Below are 19,890 nucleotides of genomic sequence, written 5' to 3' on the forward strand. Positions count from 1 at the left end.
GATCGTTCGGGGGTGCCTCCCGCCTGCGGGGGGTTGGGCGCTGGGATCATCAGGGCAGCTCCAATGGTTGGGACGGCCCTGGCCGCCACCAGCCGCTGCGCACAGCCTCGCCGGTGGTGATCGTCGCAGGCACGGCGTTCTTCGGGATCAGCGTGTAGCGCTGCGCCGAGCCCCAGTCCCGCCGCCAGTCATCCCGGAAATACGTGGGGACGGTCGTGGGGGTGAGGAGCGCGTCGACCATGGCGAGCGGCCCGCCGCCGGGATCGTTCTGCCAGCTGAAGGAAGCCGTCCCGGCGAGACGGTGCTCGGGCAGGATGCGCCACTTCGGCAGCTCGGCGACGCCGTCGCGAACGGCGAAGGGGTGCTGGCAGGGGAATTGCGCGGCGGCGGCGAAGTCGAGGAGCACGGGATCGGCGGAGCCGATGAGCTGCTGCAACGTGACCAGATGCGGCAGCCGGGGCGGGGTGACCGCGACCCATTGGTCCTGTTGCAGGTTGTCGTCCTTGACGACGACGCGGACCAGGGTGGAGCCTGCGGGGATCTCCGAGACGGGCAGGCGCAGGTTGCGCCACGGGAAGCTCGTGGTCGGATCGACCGGGTCGATGGGCGGCTTTGCGCCGGTGGGGACGACGCCGCCGGCGGAGCGCGCGCCGAACTCGAAGGCGACGCTTTGGCCGTAGATCGGGGCTCCGCTCAGGTAGGTGGAGAAGATGTGCCCCGCAGCGCTCATGACCAGGAGCGGGGTGTCCGCCGCCAGGTCGCCGATCTCGTACCAGCCGCTGACGAGGTCGGCCTCCCCGGTGTTGTAGCCGTAACTGCCGAGCACGGGAGTGCCGGGCTTGAGGCCGAAGGGCAGCTCGATGGACTGGGTGATGGTGCTGTACCCGGCGTTCGAGCCCGCGTCCTGGCCTTCGATGGGCACCGGCTCGGAGCCGGAGTGATTGACGTGCGCGGTGCCCGGCGCGGTGCTGTCGCCGATCGCGGGCACTTCGTCGGGGAGGCCTTTGGGGGTGAACCCTTCCGAGCGGACCGCGCCGAGCGCGGTTTTCGGGTCGGCTCCGTCCGCCGGGCGGAGCATCCCCGCGTTGGGGTCGGCCTCGGCGAGCACGGCTTCGGCGAGCTCGCAGCCGCCAGCCGCCGCGCGCAGATTGCCGGTCAGCAGGCTGTACGCGGGGTAGCGCGACGCGGCGGCTGCGGCGAAGCTGACCAGCTCGACCGCCACGAGTCCGATGCTGATCCACAGCAGCGGTCCTTCGGCGAGCGGTCGCAGCGCTTTGTGCCAGGCGGGCGGCTGTCGGCCGGGCGCGTCGGTTTTCGGCCGCGCGTAGTCCCGGCTCAGGTACAGCACGCCTGCGACGGAGCCGAAGAACAGGAAGAAGAGCAGCAGCAGCGAGTTTAAGGGATGCGTGCCGAGGAACGGCCGCGCGTAGTAGGCGGGGGCTCCGAATCCTTGGATCCAGAACCAGCCGTTCTTCCCCGCCGAGGTGAGCGCGACCAAGAAGAACGCGGCGGAGGCGATCAGCGCCGAGACGAACGGGCTGCGTTTCGAGTATTGCGCGGCCAGGGCGGTCGCCGCTGCGGCGAGGACCGCGCCGAACGCGGCGAAGACTCCGAAATGCTCGGGCCATTTGTACGGGACGAAGCTGAGGAGCAGCATCGTGAGGAAGGTCGCGGAGACCAGCCGCCAGAGCGGGAGCTGGCGCACGTCGGGGATCTTGCGCAGCGAGAGCGCGAAGACGACGACGCCGAGGCAGAGCAGCATGGCGAGCAACGGCCATCGTCTGGCGATGGAGCCTTCCGGGCTGTAGGCGAGCAGCGCGTTCCACCGCAGGAACTCCTCGTTCCAGCCCGCCGTGGTGTCCACGGCGTAGCGGATCCGGACCGACTCGAGGACGCCCGCGAAGGTCTGCTGCGAGAAGATCACCGCGAGCACGACGAGCCCGGAAGCCGCGATGAGGCCGACGTCGGGCAACGCGAACGGGCGCAGCCTGCGCACGACGGCGGGGGCGGCGGCGAGGAGCACCGAGGTGGCGGCGACGCCTTGCGGGGCGAGCGCTTGGGTGAACGCGGCGACGAGCACCGCGAGCGCGGCGAGCCGGGCGACGCCCTCGTCCTCGGCGATGGCGCGCTCGGCGAGGCACCACGTCGCGATGGCCCCGAGCGCGATGAGCGCCTCCGGCCGCAGCCCGGAGCAGAACGGCAGCCAGAACGCGAGGAGCGCCGCCGCCGCGGTCGGCGCGGCGAGCGGATGCCCGGCGATGGTCTGGCCCAGCTTGGGCAGGACCACGCGGGAGATCAGCCACCAGGCGGCGAGCCCGACCGCGACGGAGATCAGGCGCAGCCACACCCCGTGGCCGGTGACCCTGGTGGCGAGGGAGAGGACTCGCTCGTACCAGTCGAACGGGGCCTCGACCGCGCCGAAGTACCGGTAGTAGTTGGCGAGGTAGCCGGTGTCGTGCGCGGCGCGTCCGATGACGGTGAGGTAGCCGTCGTCCGCGCTGTACGCGCCGAGCCAGTTCCACACGAGCAAGACCCCGGCGACGGCGGCGTCGAGCGCCTTGGGTTTCGGCAGCCGGAACCGAGGCTTCCCCGGTTTCCGGCTCAGGAGCAGCGCCGCGGCCAGCGATCCGACCGCCAGGACGACCGCCAGGACTTTCAGCGCGGTCGGGGCCACCGCGAACCGGGTGTCGATTTGCGCGTCGAGCACGGGCGGCTGGGGGAGCGCGCCTGACACATCGGTGAAGACGCCGCTGAACTCCGGCCGGTAGTGCGGCTTGACGACGGCCTTGGTCTGGCCCGCGCTCGGGGGGAGCCCGACGAATTCCGCGCCGACTTCGACCGGGTTGGCCCAGACGTGGATGTGGTCGCATTGCTCGGAGCCCACCGCCGCGCGCGGGACCGAGGCCAAGAACTGGCCGTGCGAGGTGACCTGGACTTGGTCGGGGAACGCCTGCACGAAAAGCGCGCGCCCCTGGGCTCCTTCGCCGTCTTTCGGCGCGGTGGAGAGCAGCACGCCGCCAGCGGGCGGGAGCTTGGCGACGGCGGCGCAGGGGATCGTCGCGTCCAGGCTCAACGGCATGATCGCAGCGAGCGGGGCGGTGACGTTGTTGCCGCCCTCGGCCTTCCACGACTCGCCGCCCCAGGAGAGCGAAGCGGTCCGCTGCGTGACGGGCAGGAAAGGCACGAGCAGCGAGCACAGGACGCTGACGAGGGTCAGCGCGAGGACGATGAGCGGTCTTCGGGCCGCGTGGCCAGGCTTTTTGCCAGCTGCCGTCGTTGGTCCCTCGGAAGATCGCACGGAAGCACATCCTAAGGCGCCAAGCTGAGCGTTCCGCCCCTGACGCGCGACCGGACCTGGGCGCGCGGGCTGCGGGGGCGGTTCGTCGGGGGCGGTCCGCCCCGAGAAATGTTTGCTTTCCCTCCCGACGTGTGCGAGCCTGCCACGTGTGCGAGGACGATTCGTCGGGGGCGGGCGGCAATGACCGCCAAGGCCGATCTGGAGGGCTGGGCCACCACGATCCGCGCGATGGTCGTCGTGACGGGATCCTTCGACCCCGCCGTCTTCACGCGCGCGGCCTCCCTCGTCCCGACGCGCACGTGGCGGGCGGGGGATCCGCGCTCCCCGCGCCTGCCGTTCGGCTGCGACGGATGGAAGATCGACCTCGGCGAGCGCCGTGCGGCGCACCTGGAAGCGGAAGCCGACCGGCTGTTCGCGGCGCTGTCCCCGTCGGGCGACGCGTTCCGAGCGGCGGTGGGGTCGATGGGCTTGAGCGCGCAGGCGGCGTTCGCGGTGTTCGTCGATGGCCGACAGCGCCCGTCGGTCGGGCTGCGATCCGATCAGATCGCGCGGCTCGCCGAACTCGGCATGGGGCTCGACGTCGACGTCGTATAGCCCCGGCCCTGCGCTTCGCCACGTGAAGTTCTCTTCGGGTTCACCGGCGCGACGGGCGCAGCTCCGCCTGCTGCAAGATCGCTGGGCACAATCAGAAGTGTGCGAGTGGCTATCGTTGCAGAATCCTTCCTCCCGCACGTCAATGGCGTGAGCAACTCCGTCCTGAGGGTCTTGGAGCATTTGCGGGCCAAGGGCCACCAGGCTCTGGTCATCGCGCCGGGCGCGCTGGACGGCCAGCACGAGGCCCCGCCGGACGAGCACGAGGGAGTCGAGGTTTACCGCGTGCCCGCCGTGATGGTGCCGAAAGTGAGTTCGCTGCCAGTGGGGCTCCCGCATATGGGCGTGTACCGGAGGCTTGCCGCGTTCGAGCCGGACGTGGTGCATTTGGCCTCGCCGTTCCTGCTCGGCGCGGGCGGGCTCGCCGCCGCGCGCAGGCTCGGCGTGCCGACCGTCGCAGTTTTCCAGACCGATGTCGCGGGTTTCGCGGCGAGCTACGGGCTCGGGGTCCTCTCCCGCGTGGCGTGGTGGTGGACGCGCCGCATCCACTCCCAGGCCGACCGGACGCTCGCCCCGTCGAGCGTCACGATGCGAGAGCTCGAAGAGCACGGCATCCCTCGGGTGCGCCGCTGGGCGCGCGGGGTCGACATCGAGGGCTTCCACCCGCAGCGCAGGGACGAGGGGCTGCGGCGCGAATGGTCCCCCGACGGCGAGCTGGTCGTCGGCTATGTCGGCCGGCTGGCCCCGGAGAAGCACGTCGAACGGCTCGCCTCGTTGATCGGCGTGCCAGGCGTGCGGGTCGTCGTGGTCGGCGACGGGGTGTCGCGGGAGAAACTGCGCAAGAAGCTGCCGGGCGCGGTGTTCACCGGCGAACTGCGCGGGGTTGCGCTCGCGCGGGCGTACGCGAGCCTGGACGTCTTCGTCCACACCGGCGAGCACGAGACGTTCTGCCAAGCGGTGCAGGAGGCGTTGGCCAGCGGGGTGCCGGTCATCGCGCCGGACGAGGGCGGGCCGCGCGACCTCGTCGCGCACTGCCGGACGGGGTATCTCCTTCCGGTGGCGGATTTCGAGCGCAAACTGCCCTCGGCGGTGAGCTCCCTGGCGGATGACGAGGTCAGGGCCAAATTCTCGGCGGCGGCCCGGCGCGGCGTGCTGGCTCGCACCTGGCCGAGGATCTGCGACGAGCTGCTGGCGCACTATTGGGATGTGCAGAATGACCCGGTCGTGGAAAGGCTGGGGTCGGCGACCGCGTAGTGTGAAGGCTGTGTCACGTGCCTCATTAGACAAGCAGCCGCACGAGGTTGCCGCCATGTTCGACGAAGTGGCCGAGGGGTACGACCGCACGAACACGCTTCTGACGATGGGCCTTGACCGGCTGTGGCGCAAAGCCACCCGCGAGATGCTGGCGCTGCGGCCCGGCGAGCGGCTGCTGGACATCGCGGCGGGGACGGGGGTCTCCACCGTCGAACTCGGCAAATCCGGCGCTTGGTGCGTTGCCGCGGACTTCTCGCCCAAGATGCTGGCCGCGGGCGCGTGGCGCGGCGTGCCGATGGTGGTCGCCGACGCGACCCGGCTGCCGTTCCCTGACGGGGTGTTCGACGCGATGTGCATCTCGTTCGGCCTGCGGAACGTGAACCCGGTGGAAGCCGCGCTCGGCGAGATGCTGCGCGTGCTCCGCCCCGGCGGGCGCGTGGTGATCTGCGAATTCTCCACCCCGACTCCCCGGCTGGTGCGCTACGTCTACCGCAACTGGGTGATGCCGGTGCATATGAAGGCCTCCCGGCTGGTCTCCAGCAACGACGCGGCGTACGACTATTTGGAGGAGTCCATCAAGGCGTGGCCGGACCAGGCGGCGCTCGCGGCGACGATGCGCGCGGCGGGGTTCGCCGAGGTGAGCTGGAAGAACCTCACCCTCGGCACGGTGGCGCTGCATCGCGGGGTCAAGGGCTAGGCGGAAGGCGAGATGGCAGAACAGGGCACAATCGGGGGTTTTTTCTTGGGCTCGGACGCGTTCACCGAGTCGGTGCGCGCGTCGCTCGACAGGGTGGAGAGCATCATCATCGCCGAGGTCGAATCGGGGATCGAGGCGATGGCGGCGGTCGCCGAGCATCTCGCGAAGGCGGGCGGGAAGCGGTTCCGTCCGATGTTCACCGTGGTGGCGGGGCAGCTCGGAGCGGACGAGCGGCGGGGCGACGTCGAGATCGCGGCTTCGGCGCTCGAACTCATCCACCTCGCGACGCTGTACCACGACGACGTCATGGACGAGGCGACGATGCGCAGGGGGGTGCCGAGCGCGAACGTGCAGTGGGGCAATCAGATCGCGATCCTCGCCGGGGACTACCTGTTCGCCCGCGCCTGCGGCCTCATCGCGAAGCTCGGCTCGGAGGCGACCTCGATCGTCGCGCAGACCTTCGGCGAACTCGTCACCGGGCAGCTCCAGGAAGTGCTCGGCGCGCAAGGGGAACGAGACAAGATCGAGCACTATCTGACGGTGATTTTCGGGAAGACCGCCTCGCTGCTCGGCGCGTGCGGGCGGCTGGCAGGTCTGGCGATCCGAGCGGACCGCCAGGTCCAAGACCAGCTCGCGGTGATCGGCGAGCTGGTCGGCATGGCCTTCCAGATCGCCGACGACATCATCGATATCGGCTCGGGGTCTGCGGATTCGGGCAAAACCCCCGGCACCGACCTGCGCGAAGGGGTGCTGACCCTGCCGATGCTGTACGCGTTGGAGGCGCAGGGGGAGGACCGCCTGAACGAGATCCTCTCCTCGGGCCCGGTCGCGGACGAAGCTGTGGTGGCCGAGGCGTTGGGCCTGCTCGCCGTCTCGTCCGGCATGGCGAGGGCGAAAGAGAAGGTGGCGGACTACGCGCGGCGCGCGGACGAGGAGATCGGCAAGCTGCCCGATTCGTTCGAACGCGCCGCCGAGGTCAAGACCGCGCTGCGGGCGCTGGTGCGCGCGGCGGTGGACCGAGTTCGCTGAGCGGGCTCGGGGCTCCCCTCCTCCCCCTCGTCCGGGCCTGTGAACTGACCCAGAGCCCGGCGTGGGAGCTGCTGATATCGGTCTCGTCACGGTATGACAGACACCATGAGAGCCATCCATTGGAATTTTTGGCCTTCAGCGGTTGAAGCTGCCAGCCGAATGGTTCCTGGGGCGCGTCCAAAAGCTCCAAAGGGGGCCCGGCGCGTCGTGCGCGCGGGCGTGGCGGCGATTGCCGCGTTTTTGCTGGTCGCCGGACTGATGACTGTCGCGCTGAGCCGGACGGCTCCGGAAGCCCGCGCGGACGACGACCCGTACATCGCCAAGACCGCCTGGCTGAGCGACCGGCATGTGGAGATCTGGGTCCATTCCCCGGCGATGGGGGCGGACATCCCGGTCCACTTGCTGCTCGCCCGGAGCTGGTTCTCCGACCCGAACAAGACGTTCCCCCAGATCTTCCTCCTCGACAGCATGAAAGCCGGGGACGAGGACAACGGGTGGCTCAAAAACACGCAGATCGCGGACTTCTACGCCGACAAGGACATCACCATCGTCGCGCCGGTCGGCGGCGAGTCGAGCTTCTACTCGGACTGGTTGGACTCGGACAACGGGAAGACCTACAAATGGGAGACCTTCCTCGTCCACGAGCTGCCGCCGCTGTTGGAGCAGGGCTGGCGGTGCAACGACCAGCGCGGCGTGATCGGCGCCTCGATGGGCGGCACCGGCGCGATGACGCTGGCCGCCCGTAACCCGGACTTCTTCCGGGTCGTCGCGTCGTTCTCGGGCATCTTGCAGACCAACTCCGTCGGCATGCCGCAGGCCATCGACTACGCGATGAAAGAGGCGGGCGGTTTCGACTCCGCGAAGATGTGGGGCGATCCCGCGAACCCGGAATGGGCGGCGCACGATCCGTACGAGCTGGCCGACAAGCTGCGCGGGAAGAGCCTGTACATCTCCAGCGGCAACGGCGTCGGCGACACGCCCGCGGCTGCGGCGGCAGACGTGCAGGCCGGCGTTCCGCCCAACCCGGAGCAGCTCGCGGCGGGGGTTTCCGGCTCGGCGCTCGAACTGCTCGCCCGGCTCTCCTCGCAGAGCTTCGCCGCCAAACTGGCCAAGCTCGGCATCCCCGCGCAGGTCGTCTACCGCCCCTCCGGCACGCACAGCTGGCCGTACTGGCAGTTCGAGAACACGCAGCTGTGGCCGCAGATGGCCATGGGACTCGGCGTGCCGCAGGAGGCCGCCGCGTGCAGCCCCGGCGGCGCGATCGGCAATTACGTCGGCGACCACGACGAGCTCGGCGGTTGCTTGACCGGCGAGTTCGACGTGCCAGGCGGCAAGGAGCAAGACTTCAAGGGCGGCAGGGTGTTCTGGTCCGAGGCGACCGGAGCGCATGAGGTGCTCGGGGCCATCGGCGCGCAGTACGCCGCTTCTGGCGGACCCGCAGGCCCGCTCGGACTGCCGCAGACGGACGAGGCCGACACCCAGGACGGGCAGGGCAAGTTCGTGCGGTTCGCGAACGGCTCGATCTACTGGAGCCCGGCAGTCGGGGCGCAGGTCCTCCGGGGCGAGATCTTCAAAGCATGGGGGAGCGCGGGCTACGAGGCCGGTCCGACCGGATACCCGGTCGAGTCCGAGCGCCCCACTCCCGGCGGCGGTGGCGTCGTGCAAGGCTTCCAGCATGGCTTCTGGTACTGGTCGGCGCAGACGGGGGCGTACTCGGTCGGCGGAGCCATCCTGGAGAAGTACGCGGCGGCGGGGTACGAGCAGAGCCCGCTCGGCTTCCCGATCTCCGGCGAGATACCGCTCCGCGACGGCGCGGTGGTGCAGCGATTCTCCGGAGGGAACATCTACTGGCTGCCCTCGCCCGCAGGCGACGGCGGCACGGCTCCGGTCGGCGCGGTTGTGGTGTTGAACGGCCCGATTATGACCGCATGGGCGACAAGCGGCTACGAGAACGGGCCGTTCGGGTTCCCGGTCGCGGATCAGGGGCCGATCGACAACGGCGGCGTCGGCCAGGCCTTCGAGCACGCCGTGGTCGAAGTGGTGGACGGGCAGACGAAGGCAACCCCGCGATGAGGAAGTCCCACCGCGCGAAGAGCGCCTCGCTCGGATTGCTCTCGCTCTGCCTCGGTCTCGCCGCGTGCGGGGGGCCGAGCACCGAGCGCCCGGCGAAGACTTCGACGCCCGTCGTCGGGCCGACCCGCCTGCCCGACGTCGATCCGGCTTCCCAGTCCGCGCCCCCGCCGTCGGGCTTCCCCGGTCCCGCGACGCCAACGCCGCCTCCGGGCGGGACGAAGGAGCAGCGCTTCCTCGACGAGCTGCGCAAAGCGGGCGTGCAAGTCTCCCCGAACGGCGAGACGGAACTGCCGGTGGCCGACCTTGTCTGCCGGTCCAAGAAGGCGGGCAGGTCGGATCAGGACATCCGCACACAGGTGCTCGCCGCCGCCGGGCTGACCGGCGCGCAAGACCCCCAGAAGCTCGCGGACGTCTGGATCAAGGTCGCGACCCAGTCCTACTGCGCTCCCTGACGGCTCAGCCTGCGATCTGCTGAGCCGCCAAGACGGGGCGAGCCGGAAGTCACTTGATGCCGGGGCAGGTGGCCTCGACCTTGAACTCGTGCAGCGACGAGGAGGAGTCGAAGGCCATTTCCGGCAGCTTGCCGGTCGCGGTGTACGTGTCGCCCGACTTGGTCACCGAGACGTTGCCCTGAGAGGTTCCGGCGGCCCAGGTGTAGGACTTGCCCTGCTCGGGCGTGATGGTGATCATGCTCGCGTCGGTGGTGCCTTGTTTGAGCGCGAGGAGGACAGACGGGGTCTGCCCGATGGCCGAAGTCGCGGTCACCAGTCCTTGGGTCGCCCCGCAGGTGTACGGCCCGGGAAGGCTCAGCGACTTGCCGTCGAGCGTCGCGGCGATCTTCGTGCCGTGCTGGGTCGCGTCGATCGCTTGGCCCGCGAGGGTCGTGTGCGTGACCTCGGAGCCCCTGTTGCAGCCGGTCGCCAGGGCGCCGCAAGCGGCGGCCGCCATGGCCGAGGCCACGAATTTCACTGTGGTGGAGGAGTTGATCATCATGGGGCTGAGTGTATCCCCGGCCGAGAGGCTCGCCGAGGCCAGCCCTGTGACGGGCGCCTCCTTGCCGCGCGCGCCGGGAAGGCCGGTTTCTCCAGCGGATTTGGCCGGTTCACAGCCTGATCCAGTAGGGTCGAGGCCATGGTGAAGAAATTCCTCGGGAGAAAATCCGGCTCAGGACTGCTGAACAGGGCCCTTGTGATCGCGGCGGCGTTCCTCGTGGTGCTCGGCCTCGTCCTCGGGGCCATCCTGTGGATGCAGGCCGGGGGCGCGCGCCTGCCGTTGCCGAGCGAGGAGGGCAAGCCGCCCGCGCCGCCGAAAGGCCAGGGCGCGCAGTGCCCCGACGTGCGAGTCCTCGCGGTCGGAGGGACGCACGAGTCCAAAGAGAGCGACGACCCGTTCAACCCGACCACCACGGCGATCCCGGACCAGCCCGCGATGCTCTGGGCGATCACCCAGCCGATCAACGAGCAGTACAACAAGGAGGGGGCGGACAAGCGCGCCGACGCCTACACCCTCCCCTACAACGCCGGGTTCAAGGTCTTGGTCAGCAACAACCCCAACGAGAAGTCGTTCGACCAGTCCGTCGCGCAGGGCACCCAGGCGCTTGAGGACGTGCTGAAGCGGACGGCCGCCGAATGCCCCGCGACCAAGTACTTCCTCGTCGGCTACTCGCAGGGCGCGGTGGTCGTCGGCGATGTCGCGAGCGTCATCGGGAACGACGACCAGGCCATCGTGCCGGTCGACCGCATCCTGGGCGTGACGCTGCTCGCGGACGGGCGCCGCCAGCCCGGCGTCGGCCAGGACATCGGGACCAAAGTGAACGGCATCGGCATCGAGGTCGCGCTCAAAGACTCCCCGTTCCTGCCGCTGATCAGCGCGTTCGGCGGGTTCACCATGCAAGGCCCCCGTCCGGGCGGCTTCGGCAAGCTCCAGGACCGGACCTACCAGATCTGCGGCGTCGGCGACAAGATCTGCGACGAGGACCCGGAGCTTTCCAAAGACTTCAACGCGGTGGCCTCGCTGCCCGTCACGCTCACGAGCGGGCACCACCTGGAAGTGCACACCGGCTACGGCACGACCACGTACTGGAAGTCGGACGAAGGCAAGCCCGCGGTGGAGTGGATTAAAGACAAAGCACTGAGCCTCATCGAATCGGCCCCGAACACCCACTAGACTGGCGCGCCGACCAGCCCGTTGGCGACTGAGACACCAGCGCTGCAAAGAGCCAGGAGAGAATCTATGACCACACCCGAAGGCCTCAGGCCCTTCAAGTTCGCCGCCGCCATCGAGGGCAACCAGCACGAGGGCGGGGTGCGTCGGCTGATCAAGAACGCGCAGCTCGCCGAGGAGTACGGCTACGACGGCGTGGTGGTCCCCGACCACCTCGGCAACCAGGCCGGCCCGTTCGCGGCCCTCGGCGCGCTGGCCGCCTCGACCAAGAAGCTGCGCCTTGGCACTTCCGTCCTCGCGAACCCGTTGCGCCACCCGGTCGTGGTGGCGAAAGAGGCGACCACTATCGACGTGCTCTCCGGCGGGCGGTTCGAGCTCGGCATCGGCGCGGGCTGGATCAAGAGCGAGTTCGACGCGGCGGGCATCGAGTTCCTCTCCGGCCCCGAGCGCCTCGCGCAGCTGGAAGAGTCGCTCATCGTCCTCGACGGGCTCCTGCGCGGCCAGGAGGTCCAGTTCAAGGGCAAGTACTATCAGGTCGACGGCATCAAAGGCACCCCGCGCCCCCGGCAGGGCCCGCGCCCGCCCATCGCGGTCGGCGGCGGCGGCCCGAAGATCCTCAAGCTCGCCGCGAAGTACGCGGACACCGTCTCCATCGCGACCCGCTCCACCGCCGGCGGGAAGATGCTCATGTCCGATTTCACCCTTGAGGCGACGCAGCGCCGGGTGGAGATCGTCAAGGAGGCCGCGGGGGAGCGGTTCAAGGACATCACGTTGAACTGGGCGCTCGCCGCGGTGGTCCTCACCGACGACCGGGAGTCCATCGCCGACATGGCCATCTCGATGCTCGAACAGGGCGAGGCGGCCAAGAACGCCGACTTCGTCGACAAGATCGAGGTGGACCGCCCGCTGACGAAGGAGGAGTTCCTCAACTCCCCCTACCTCGCGATCGGCACCGCGGAGGAGATCGCCGACCAGCTGCGCAAGACCCGCGCGGAGACCGGGCTGTCCTTCGCCGGGGTGTTCCCGACGCAGATGGAGGCGTTCTCCCCGGTGGTGGAGATCCTCAAGGGCGAGTGAGGGTTTGCGGGCCCGGCGCGGGCCCGCAAACTGCGCGTTGGCGCGCCTTCCAGCCTTTTCGCACTGCGAGCAAGGTAGGATGCCTACGGTTGCGCCGGTTGGCAGGTAGTCTGATCTGCGTGTTTTGTTCCTTTCTAAGAAAGGGCTAAGATCGGTCGTCGTGCACTCGGGGCCGAGCGCAGCTGGCAGCATGTGCGCCCGCCCCGTTCGGAGCGACGAGCTGCGAGGCCTGCGGGCGCGAAACGATGGCATGGACTGCATACGGATAAGGAGAGAGCGTGATCAACGAATGGCATGAAGCCTTGGACGAACGAGGTCGCATCCATCTCCCGCCAGACGCTCGGATGCAGAACTTCGTCAGCTGGACGCTCGACCGCGCGGGCGAGAACGTCGCGTACCGCTACGTCGACTACTCGCACAACAAGGACGGCGACTTCCAGGAGATCCTCTGGAAAGAGGTCGGAGTCAAGGTCAAGGCCATCGCGGCCCGGCTGCAGCAGGTCGGCGACATCGGCGACCGCGTCGCCATCCTCGCCCCGCAGGGCATCGAGTACGTGCTCGGCTTCTTCGCCACGAGCTACGCGGGCCAGATCTCGGTCCCGCTCTTCGACCCCGAGGAGCCGGGCCTCGGCCAGCGCCTGCACCTGATCATGGGCGACTGTCACCCCAGGACGATCCTGACCACCACCGCCGCCGCCGGACGCGCCCGCGACCTGTTCCGGGACGTGCCTGCGGCGAAGCGCCCGCGCATCATCGCCATCGACGCGGTGCCGGACTCCGTCTCCGAGATGTACACCCAGGTCGAGCCGGACGTGAACGACATCGCCTACCTGCAGTACACCTCGGGCTCGACCCGCACCCCCGCGGGCGTGGAGATCAGCTACCGCGCCGCGATGACCAACGTGCTCCAGATGATCGACGCGATCGAGCTGTCCACGAACACGCGGGCCATCACCTGGCTGCCGATGTTCCACGACATGGGCCTGCTGCACATCATCATCCCGGCCCTGGTGGGCCAGCAGATCACCATCATGAGCCCGCGCGCCTTCGTGCAGCGCCCGCACCGGTGGATCAAGCTGCTCGCCGAGGACGGCACCGGCATGAAGACCTTCGCCGCCGCGCCGAACTTCGCCTTCGAGCACGCGGCCACCCGAGGGCTGCCGAAGGAGGGTGAGCACCTCGACCTGTCCAACGTCATCGGCCTGATCAACGGCTCCGAGCCGGTGCAGGTCTCCTCCATGAAGAAGTTCTACGACGCGTTCTCGCCGTACGGGCTGCCCAAGGAGGCGATCAAGCCCTCCTACGGCATGGCCGAGGCGACGCTCTTCGTCTCGACCACGCCGTTCGACAACGAGGCCAGGGTCATCTACGTGGACCGCGAGGCGCTGGGCGAAGGCCGCATCGTCAAGGTGCCCAAGACCAATCCCGGCGCGATCCCGCAGGTCTCCTGCGGCAAGGTGGCCCGGAGCGAGTGGGCCGTCATCGTGGACCCGGAGACGGGCGACGAGCGCGAGGACAACTACATCGGCGAGATCTGGCTGTCCGGCCCGAACATGGGCTCGGGCTACTGGAACCGCCCGGAGGAGTCCAAGGAGACCTTCAAGAACCAGCTCGGCAAGCGCCTGCCCGAGGGCAGCCGCGCCGAAGGCACGGACGAGAACGACCTGTGGATGCGCACCGGCGACTACGGCGTGTACATCGACAACGAGCTGTACATCACCGGCCGGATCAAGGACATGATCATCGTGGACGGGCGCAACCACTACCCGCAGGACATCGAGCACACCGCGTGGACCGCGAACCCCGCGCTGCGCACCGGCTACGTCGCCGCGTTCTCGGTCCCGGCGAACGAGCTGCCCGAGGCGGTCTTCCAGGACGCCCGTTCCGGGATCGCCTTCGACAAGGACGACCGCTCCGAGCAGCTGGTCATCGTTGCCGAGCGCGCGGCGGGCCACCACAAGGACGAGCTGCAGCCGATCCTGGACTCGGTCCGCGCGGCCGTGGCGCTCCACCACGGCGTGACCGCTCGGGACATCCTCCTGGTGCCCGCGGGCTCGGTGCCCCGGACCTCCAGCGGGAAGATCGCCCACCGGGCCGCCCGCAAGGAGTACCTGGACGGCACCACCCGCCGGGGCTCCCGCCAGGTGAGCTTCCCGGACGCCGACGCGGCTCCCGCGCAGGGTTCTTCGTCCTGAGCGCGACCTTTGCGCGTTTCTTAGAGTTTTATTAGAGTTAGTGGAGCGCGAGGACAAAGACCTGTCTTGCTGAGCCGCCCGTCGGCGGCGCGGAGCGGGTCGATGAGGAGCGCGACCAGAGAAGAACGGCTTCCGGCAGTAACCTACTGACGGGCCGGCACGAGCAAGGCGAGGCGATGGCAGGATGAGCGAGAACGAGAACGTCGAGATCGACCCAGCCCTGCTGGCGGCCTTGAACGAGCGGCCCGACCCGTCCAAGCACGTCCGGCCGGACATCAGCGAGGCCGACCTGCGGCTGTGGCTGCGCGAATGGGTCTCGAACGCGACGAAGCTCCCGCTCGACCAGGTCACCGAGGACCGGCCCATGGAGGAGTTCGGACTCTCCTCCCGCGACGCGGTGGCCCTCTCCGGCGACATCGAGGACAAGACCAACGTCAAGCTCACCGCGACGGTCGCGTTCATGCACCCGACCATCGCGACGCTCGCCGAGTACATCATCAACGGCCCGCCGGAAGGCGCGGACCTCGAGGACGACTCCGCCTCCTACGAGCGCGGCGGTCTCTCGGACTGGTTGGACGTGGCCGTCGTCGGCGTCGCGACCCGCTTCCCCGGCGGGGTGAACAGTCCGGGCGAGATGTGGGAGACCCTGATCGAGGGCCGCGACGCGACCAGCGAGCGCCCCGCCGACCGCTGGTCGGAGTTCACCTCCGAGCCGCGCATCGCCGAGATGCTCGACAAGATCCCGACCAGGGGCGGCTACCTGGACGACGTGAAGTCCTTCGACACGGAGTTCTTCTCCATCGCCCCGACCGAGGCGATCATGACCGACCCGCAGCAACGCCTCGCCCTCGAACTGGTCTGGGAGGCGCTGGAGCACGCCCGCATCCCGGCGAGCGAGCTGAAGGGCAAAGACGTCGGCGTCTACCTCGGCTCCTCCACGAACGACTACAGCTTCCTCGTGGTCGCCGACCCCTCGCAGGCGCACCCGTACGCCATCACCGGCACCGCGACCTCCATCATCGCGAACCGCGTCTCGTACTACTACGACTTCCACGGGCCGTCCGTCTCGCTGGACACCGCCTGCTCCTCCTCGCTGGTCGCGGTGCACCACGCGGTGAAGTCGCTGCGCGCGGGCGAGTCCTCCGTCGCGCTCGCGGGCGGCGTGAACATGCTGCTCACCCCTATCGTCCACGGCGGATTCGGCTCGCTGCCCGGCGCGCTGGCCCCGGACGGCAAGATCAAGGCGTTCTCCTCCGACGCGAACGGCTTCAACCGCTCCGAGGGCGGCGGCGTGCTCGTCCTCAAGCGCCTCGCCGACGCGAAGCGGGACGGGGACCAGATCCTCGCGGTCATCTCCGGCACCGCCGTGAACTCGGACGGGCGCTCCAACGGCCTGATCGCGCCGAACCCGATCGCCCAGGCCGGGGCGATCCGGGCCGCCTACCGGGACGCGGGCGTCCCGCCGAAGAACGTCGACTACGTCGAGGCGCACGGCACGGGCACGCTTCTGGGCGACCCGATCGAGGCCGAAGGCCTCAACGCCGCGATCTCGGGGCGCCGCGAAGCCGACCAGCCGTTGCTGATCGGCTCGGCGAAGACGAACTTCGGGCACCTTGAGTCCGCCGCCGGCGCGGTCGGCCTCATCAAGACGGTCCTGGCGTTGAAGAACGGCAAGATCCCGCCGCAGATCAACTTCGCCGGGCCCAACCCGTACATCCCCTTCGACCTCTACCACCAGAAGGTCGTCACCGAGCCCACCGAGTGGCCCCGCTACTCCGGGCACGCCGTCGCCGGCGTCTCCAGCTTCGGCTTCGGCGGCACGAACGCGCACATCGTGCTGCGCGAGGTGCTGCCGAAGGATCTGGGGATCGAGGAGGAAGCCCCCGCGCCGGAAGGCGAGCAGGCCGAGGGCCAGCAGGAGGGCTCCGCTGGCGAGCAGCCGAAGAAGCCCGAGGCCCCGCAGCGCGGCCCGCTCAAGCAGGTGCCGCTGGTCGTCTCCGCCTTCGTCCCCTCCCGGCGCAAGCGCGCCGCGCAGGACCTCGCCGACTGGCTCGAGGCGCAGGACCCCGAGTCGGTCGACCTCGAGGCGGTCGGGCGCTCGCTGTCCAAGCGCAACCACGGCCGCGCCCGCGCGGTGGTCCTCGCGTCCACCGTGCAGGAGGCGATCGACGGGTTCAAGGCCGTCGCGGCGGGCAAGACCACGCCGAACGTGTTCAGCGCCGACCAGCCCGCCGCGCTCGGCCCGGCCTGGGTGATCTCGGGCTTCGGCGCGCAGCACCGCAAGATGGCCAAGCAGCTCTACCAGGAGAACCCCGTCTTCGCGAAGGCGCTGGACGAGGTCAGCGAGCTGATCGAGTTCGAGTACGGCGAGTCCGTGGTCGCGATGGTCCTCGACGACTCGGTGGACTACTCGGTCGGCACCTCGCAGATCGGCATCTTCGCGATCCAGGTCGCCCTCGCGGCCCTCTTGCGCCACCACGGCGCGGAGCCCGCCGCGATCATCGGCCACTCCATGGCCGAGTCCACCGCCGCCTACCTCACCGGCGGCCTCTCGCTCGAACACGCCGTGCGGGTCATCAGCGCCCGCGCCCGCCTGATGGGCGAGGGCGAGGGGATGCTGGAGCTGGCCGAAGAGCGCGGGCTGGACAAAGTCCGCCCGATGGCGCTGGTCGAGTACACCGCCGACGAGATCAAGGCGGCGGTCGCGGAGTTCCCCGAGGTCGAGATCTGCGTCTACGCGGCTCCGTCCCACACCGTGGTCGGCGGCCCGACCGAGCAGATCGAGGCGCTGGTCGCGAAGTCAGAGGCAGCGGGCAAGCTCGCCAGGATCCTGCCGACGCGCGGGTCGAGCCACTGCTCGCAGATGGACCCCCTCCTCGGCGAGCTCGCCGCGGAGCTGTCCGACATCGAGCCGCATCCGCTCAAAGTGGGCTTCTACTCCTCGGTGATCGCCGACTCCTACTTCGCGCCGGGCTCGGGCCCGATCCACGGCACGGACTACTGGATCACGAACCTGCGCCACGCCGTGTGGTTCGCCCAGGCGGTGCGCAAGGCCGTGGACGCCGGGCACACCGTGTTCCTGGAGATCTCGCCCAACCCGGTGTCGCTGGTGCCGGTGGCCGCGACCGCGTTCGCCGCTGGCGTGCACGACGCGGTGCTGCTGCACACCCTCAAGCGCAAGGAGGACGAGAGCGCGAGCGTCGTCTCGGCCATGCTCCAGACCTGGGTGCACGGCGGCAGCTTGAACGTGTACTCGCTGTTCGGCCCCGGCGACTACGCCGACATCCCGCTCACCGCGTGGCAGCGCAAGGAGCTGTGGATCAACGCGAAGATCAGCTCTTCCGGCTCCTCCATCGTCCCCGGCGCGCACGTGCTGCTGCCGGACGGCCGCCACGCGTGGGAGGTCCGCGCGGACGTGGTCAAGGACGTGCAAGAGCTGGTGCACCTCGCTGCGAAGGCGGTCTATCCCGAGGCCAAGGTGCTCGGCCTGAACCAGATCGCGCAGATTCCGGCAGAGGACGGCGTCCTGCTCACCACGATCCTGCAGCCGCACTTCGGCGGAGCCTCCGTCCGCGTGCTGCGCCAGGGTAGCTTCGAGCTGCTGGTGGACGCCCTGGTGAGCGACGGGGCAGACGGCTCCGCGCCAGCCGGCGAGATCAAGGTGCTCGAAGCCGCCCCCGCGCAGCAGGACGACAAATGGGACGCCGCCGCGGCTGGCGACGCCTGGGCGGTCGCGGACTCGATTTCCGCCATCGGCCCGCTGGCGGGCGACAAATGGGATCCGGACGGCCCGGAGACCCTCGAAGCGCGCCTGCGCCGCATCGTCGCGGAGTCCATGGGCTTCGAGATCGAAGACCTGCCGCTGGAGATCCCGCTGATCGAGCTGGGCATGGACTCGCTCAACGCGCTGCGGATCAAAAACCGGGTGCAGTTCGAGTTCGACATCCCCGAGCTGCAGCTGCAGGCGGTGCGCAACGCGAGCATGGTGGACGTGGAGACCTACGTCCGCTACGCAGTGGAGAACCGCGAGGTGGTCGACGAGATCGCCGTGCAGCAGCGGCTCGGCAACCTCTCCGCCGAGGACATCGACCTCTCGGGCGACCCCATCGCGCAGATCAAGGCGCGCATGGCGGAGGAGGGCCAGGAGGACTTCGTCGTCACCCGCGACACGGTGCGCCAGTACGTCGCGCAGCTGAAGGTCCAAAAGGGCGAGCCGGTCCCAGAAGGACTCCTCGACGGCACGCAGGCAGAGCCGGTGGCTGAGGCAGTCGCGCCCGCCGAGCCGGAGCAGCAGGCCGAGCAGGCTCCGGTCGCCGAGCCCGCCGCACAGCCCGAGACGGCTCCCGCCGCGTCGGCCGCCGACGCGGCCCCCGCGCAGGCCGTGGACATCAGCGACCAGAGGGCGCTGACCGAAGCGGCCGGAGCCGACGTGCCGCCGCGCGACGCGGCGGAGCGGCTCACCTTCGCCGCCTGGATCGCGATCACCGGCAAATCCCCTGGCGGCGTGTTCAACACCCTGCCCGTGCCGGACGAGGAGACCGCCGAGAAACTGGCCGCGCGCCTCTCGGACCGCGCGGGCGGCGAGATCACGGTGGACGACATCTTCGACTGCGAGAACATCGAGCAGCTCTCGAACATCGTCCGGGTGCCGCTCGAAGGCGGCAACGTCGGCCCGGTCCGCATCCTGCGGGCCCGGTCGGACGAGGCGAACGGCATCCCGCTCTTCCTCTTCCACCCCGCTGGCGGGTCGACCGTCGTCTACGAGCCGCTGGCCAAGCGGCTGCCCGCGACCACGCCGGTCATCGGGTTGGAGCGCTACGAGGCCAAGACCCTTGAAGAGCGCGCCGCGTACTACGTGCCGCTGCTCAAGGAGATCCAGGGCGACGGGCCGTACGTGCTCGGCGGCTGGTCCTTCGGCGGGTTCCTCGCCTTCGCGGTGGCCCTCGCCCTGAAAGAGCAGGGAGCCGACGTGCGGCTGATCGCGCTGATCGACTCGGTGCTGCCCTCGGAGCTGCCGCCGGACACCATCGAGGAGCGCCGCGCCGCCATCGACCGGTTCTACTCGTTCGCCAAGCGCAACTACGGCGTGCAGGCGGACATCGAGCCGCCGTACGAGAAGCTGCTCAACTCCAGCGAAGAGGACCAGGTCAAGCTCGTGCTCGACATGATGAAGCTCGCGGGCGTGCAGATCCCCGGCGGCATGATCGAGCATCAGCGCAGCTCCTACTTGGACAACCAGGCGATGGTCCGCAGCCGCATGGTCGACTACGACGGCCAGGTGGTCCTGTACCGATCTGAGCGGATGCACGACGGAGCCATCGAGCTCGAACCGCGCTACGCGCACGTCGACCCGCACGGCGGCTGGGGCCCGTATGTGCGCAACCTCGACATCGTGCAGTGCACCGGCGACCATATCGGTATGGTGGACGAGCCTGTGGTGAGCGTCGTCGGCGCTGATCTGACCCGCCGCCTCGCCGCGATCGAAGCCGCGGCGTTGGCCCAGAAATAACAGG

12 protein-coding genes are annotated in these 19,890 nt (G+C 69.5%); 10 read left to right on the plus strand and 2 right to left on the minus strand.

Features of this window, described 5'->3' with window-relative positions:
- Positions 1-49: 49 nt before the first annotated feature.
- Positions 50-3,298 (minus strand): arabinosyltransferase C-terminal domain-containing protein, encoded by a 3,249-nt coding sequence (locus HMPREF9336_RS01900; protein ID WP_021029940.1) that lies wholly within the window; start codon positions 3,296-3,298, stop codon positions 50-52.
- Positions 3,299-3,478: 180 nt separating this feature from the next.
- Between HMPREF9336_RS01900 and HMPREF9336_RS01905 the strand changes: the two genes are divergently transcribed.
- The 6 genes from HMPREF9336_RS01905 to HMPREF9336_RS01930 all read left to right on the plus strand — a co-directional run bounded on the left by HMPREF9336_RS01905 (position 3,479) and on the right by HMPREF9336_RS01930 (position 9,394).
- The gene (locus HMPREF9336_RS01905; RefSeq protein ID WP_007471884.1) at positions 3,479-3,892 is read left to right on the plus strand and encodes a DUF4279 domain-containing protein; all 414 of its coding nucleotides are present in this window, start codon (positions 3,479-3,481) and stop codon (positions 3,890-3,892) included.
- Positions 3,893-3,991: 99 nt separating this feature from the next.
- Positions 3,992-5,143: a glycosyltransferase family 4 protein gene (locus tag HMPREF9336_RS01910; RefSeq protein WP_040584547.1), complete on the plus strand. Its 1,152-nt coding sequence runs from the start codon at positions 3,992-3,994 to the stop codon at positions 5,141-5,143.
- A 10-nt stretch (positions 5,144-5,153) separates the two neighbouring features.
- Positions 5,154-5,840: a demethylmenaquinone methyltransferase gene (locus HMPREF9336_RS01915; RefSeq protein ID WP_040584858.1), complete on the plus strand. Its 687-nt coding sequence runs from the start codon at positions 5,154-5,156 to the stop codon at positions 5,838-5,840.
- Between the two features lie 12 nt (positions 5,841-5,852).
- A complete protein-coding gene (locus HMPREF9336_RS01920) occupies positions 5,853-6,869 on the plus strand; it encodes a polyprenyl synthetase family protein (protein WP_007471878.1) in 1,017 nt (338 codons plus the stop codon).
- A gap of 159 nt (positions 6,870-7,028) precedes the next feature.
- Positions 7,029-8,942 carry an alpha/beta hydrolase-fold protein gene (locus HMPREF9336_RS01925; protein WP_040584548.1) on the plus strand — a complete coding sequence of 638 codons (1,914 nt, stop codon included), beginning with the start codon at positions 7,029-7,031 and terminating at the stop codon, positions 8,940-8,942.
- Positions 8,939-9,394, plus strand: coding sequence for a DUF732 domain-containing protein (locus HMPREF9336_RS01930; RefSeq protein ID WP_007471875.1), 456 nt, complete (start codon positions 8,939-8,941; stop codon positions 9,392-9,394). The genes HMPREF9336_RS01925 and HMPREF9336_RS01930 overlap by 4 nt, the downstream gene beginning before the upstream one ends.
- 49 nt (positions 9,395-9,443) lie before the next feature.
- Here HMPREF9336_RS01930 and HMPREF9336_RS01935 read toward each other — a convergent pair whose 3' ends face one another.
- Positions 9,444-9,935, minus strand: coding sequence for a lipoprotein LpqH (locus HMPREF9336_RS01935; RefSeq protein WP_007471873.1), 492 nt, complete (start codon positions 9,933-9,935; stop codon positions 9,444-9,446).
- Positions 9,936-10,073: 138 nt separating this feature from the next.
- Here HMPREF9336_RS01935 and HMPREF9336_RS01940 point away from each other — a divergent pair, with 138 nt between their 5' ends.
- The 4 genes from HMPREF9336_RS01940 to pks13 all read left to right on the plus strand — a co-directional run bounded on the left by HMPREF9336_RS01940 (position 10,074) and on the right by pks13 (position 19,886).
- Complete coding sequence (locus HMPREF9336_RS01940) at positions 10,074-11,108, plus strand: cutinase family protein (RefSeq protein ID WP_021029941.1); 1,035 nt, start codon at positions 10,074-10,076, stop codon at positions 11,106-11,108.
- Positions 11,109-11,174: 66 nt separating this feature from the next.
- Positions 11,175-12,182: a TIGR03621 family F420-dependent LLM class oxidoreductase gene (locus tag HMPREF9336_RS01945; protein ID WP_007471870.1), complete on the plus strand. Its 1,008-nt coding sequence runs from the start codon at positions 11,175-11,177 to the stop codon at positions 12,180-12,182.
- A gap of 278 nt (positions 12,183-12,460) precedes the next feature.
- On the plus strand, positions 12,461-14,377 hold the full coding sequence (gene fadD32, locus HMPREF9336_RS01950) for a long-chain-fatty-acid--AMP ligase FadD32 (protein ID WP_007471867.1): 1,917 nt from the start codon (positions 12,461-12,463) through the stop codon (positions 14,375-14,377).
- Between the two features lie 184 nt (positions 14,378-14,561).
- Positions 14,562-19,886 carry a polyketide synthase Pks13 gene (gene pks13, locus HMPREF9336_RS01955; RefSeq protein ID WP_021029942.1) on the plus strand — a complete coding sequence of 1,775 codons (5,325 nt, stop codon included), beginning with the start codon at positions 14,562-14,564 and terminating at the stop codon, positions 19,884-19,886.
- Positions 19,887-19,890: the final 4 nt, after the last annotated feature.

The organism is Segniliparus rugosus ATCC BAA-974 (assembly GCF_000185725.2).
Taxonomy (GTDB): domain Bacteria; phylum Actinomycetota; class Actinomycetes; order Mycobacteriales; family Mycobacteriaceae; genus Segniliparus; species Segniliparus rugosus.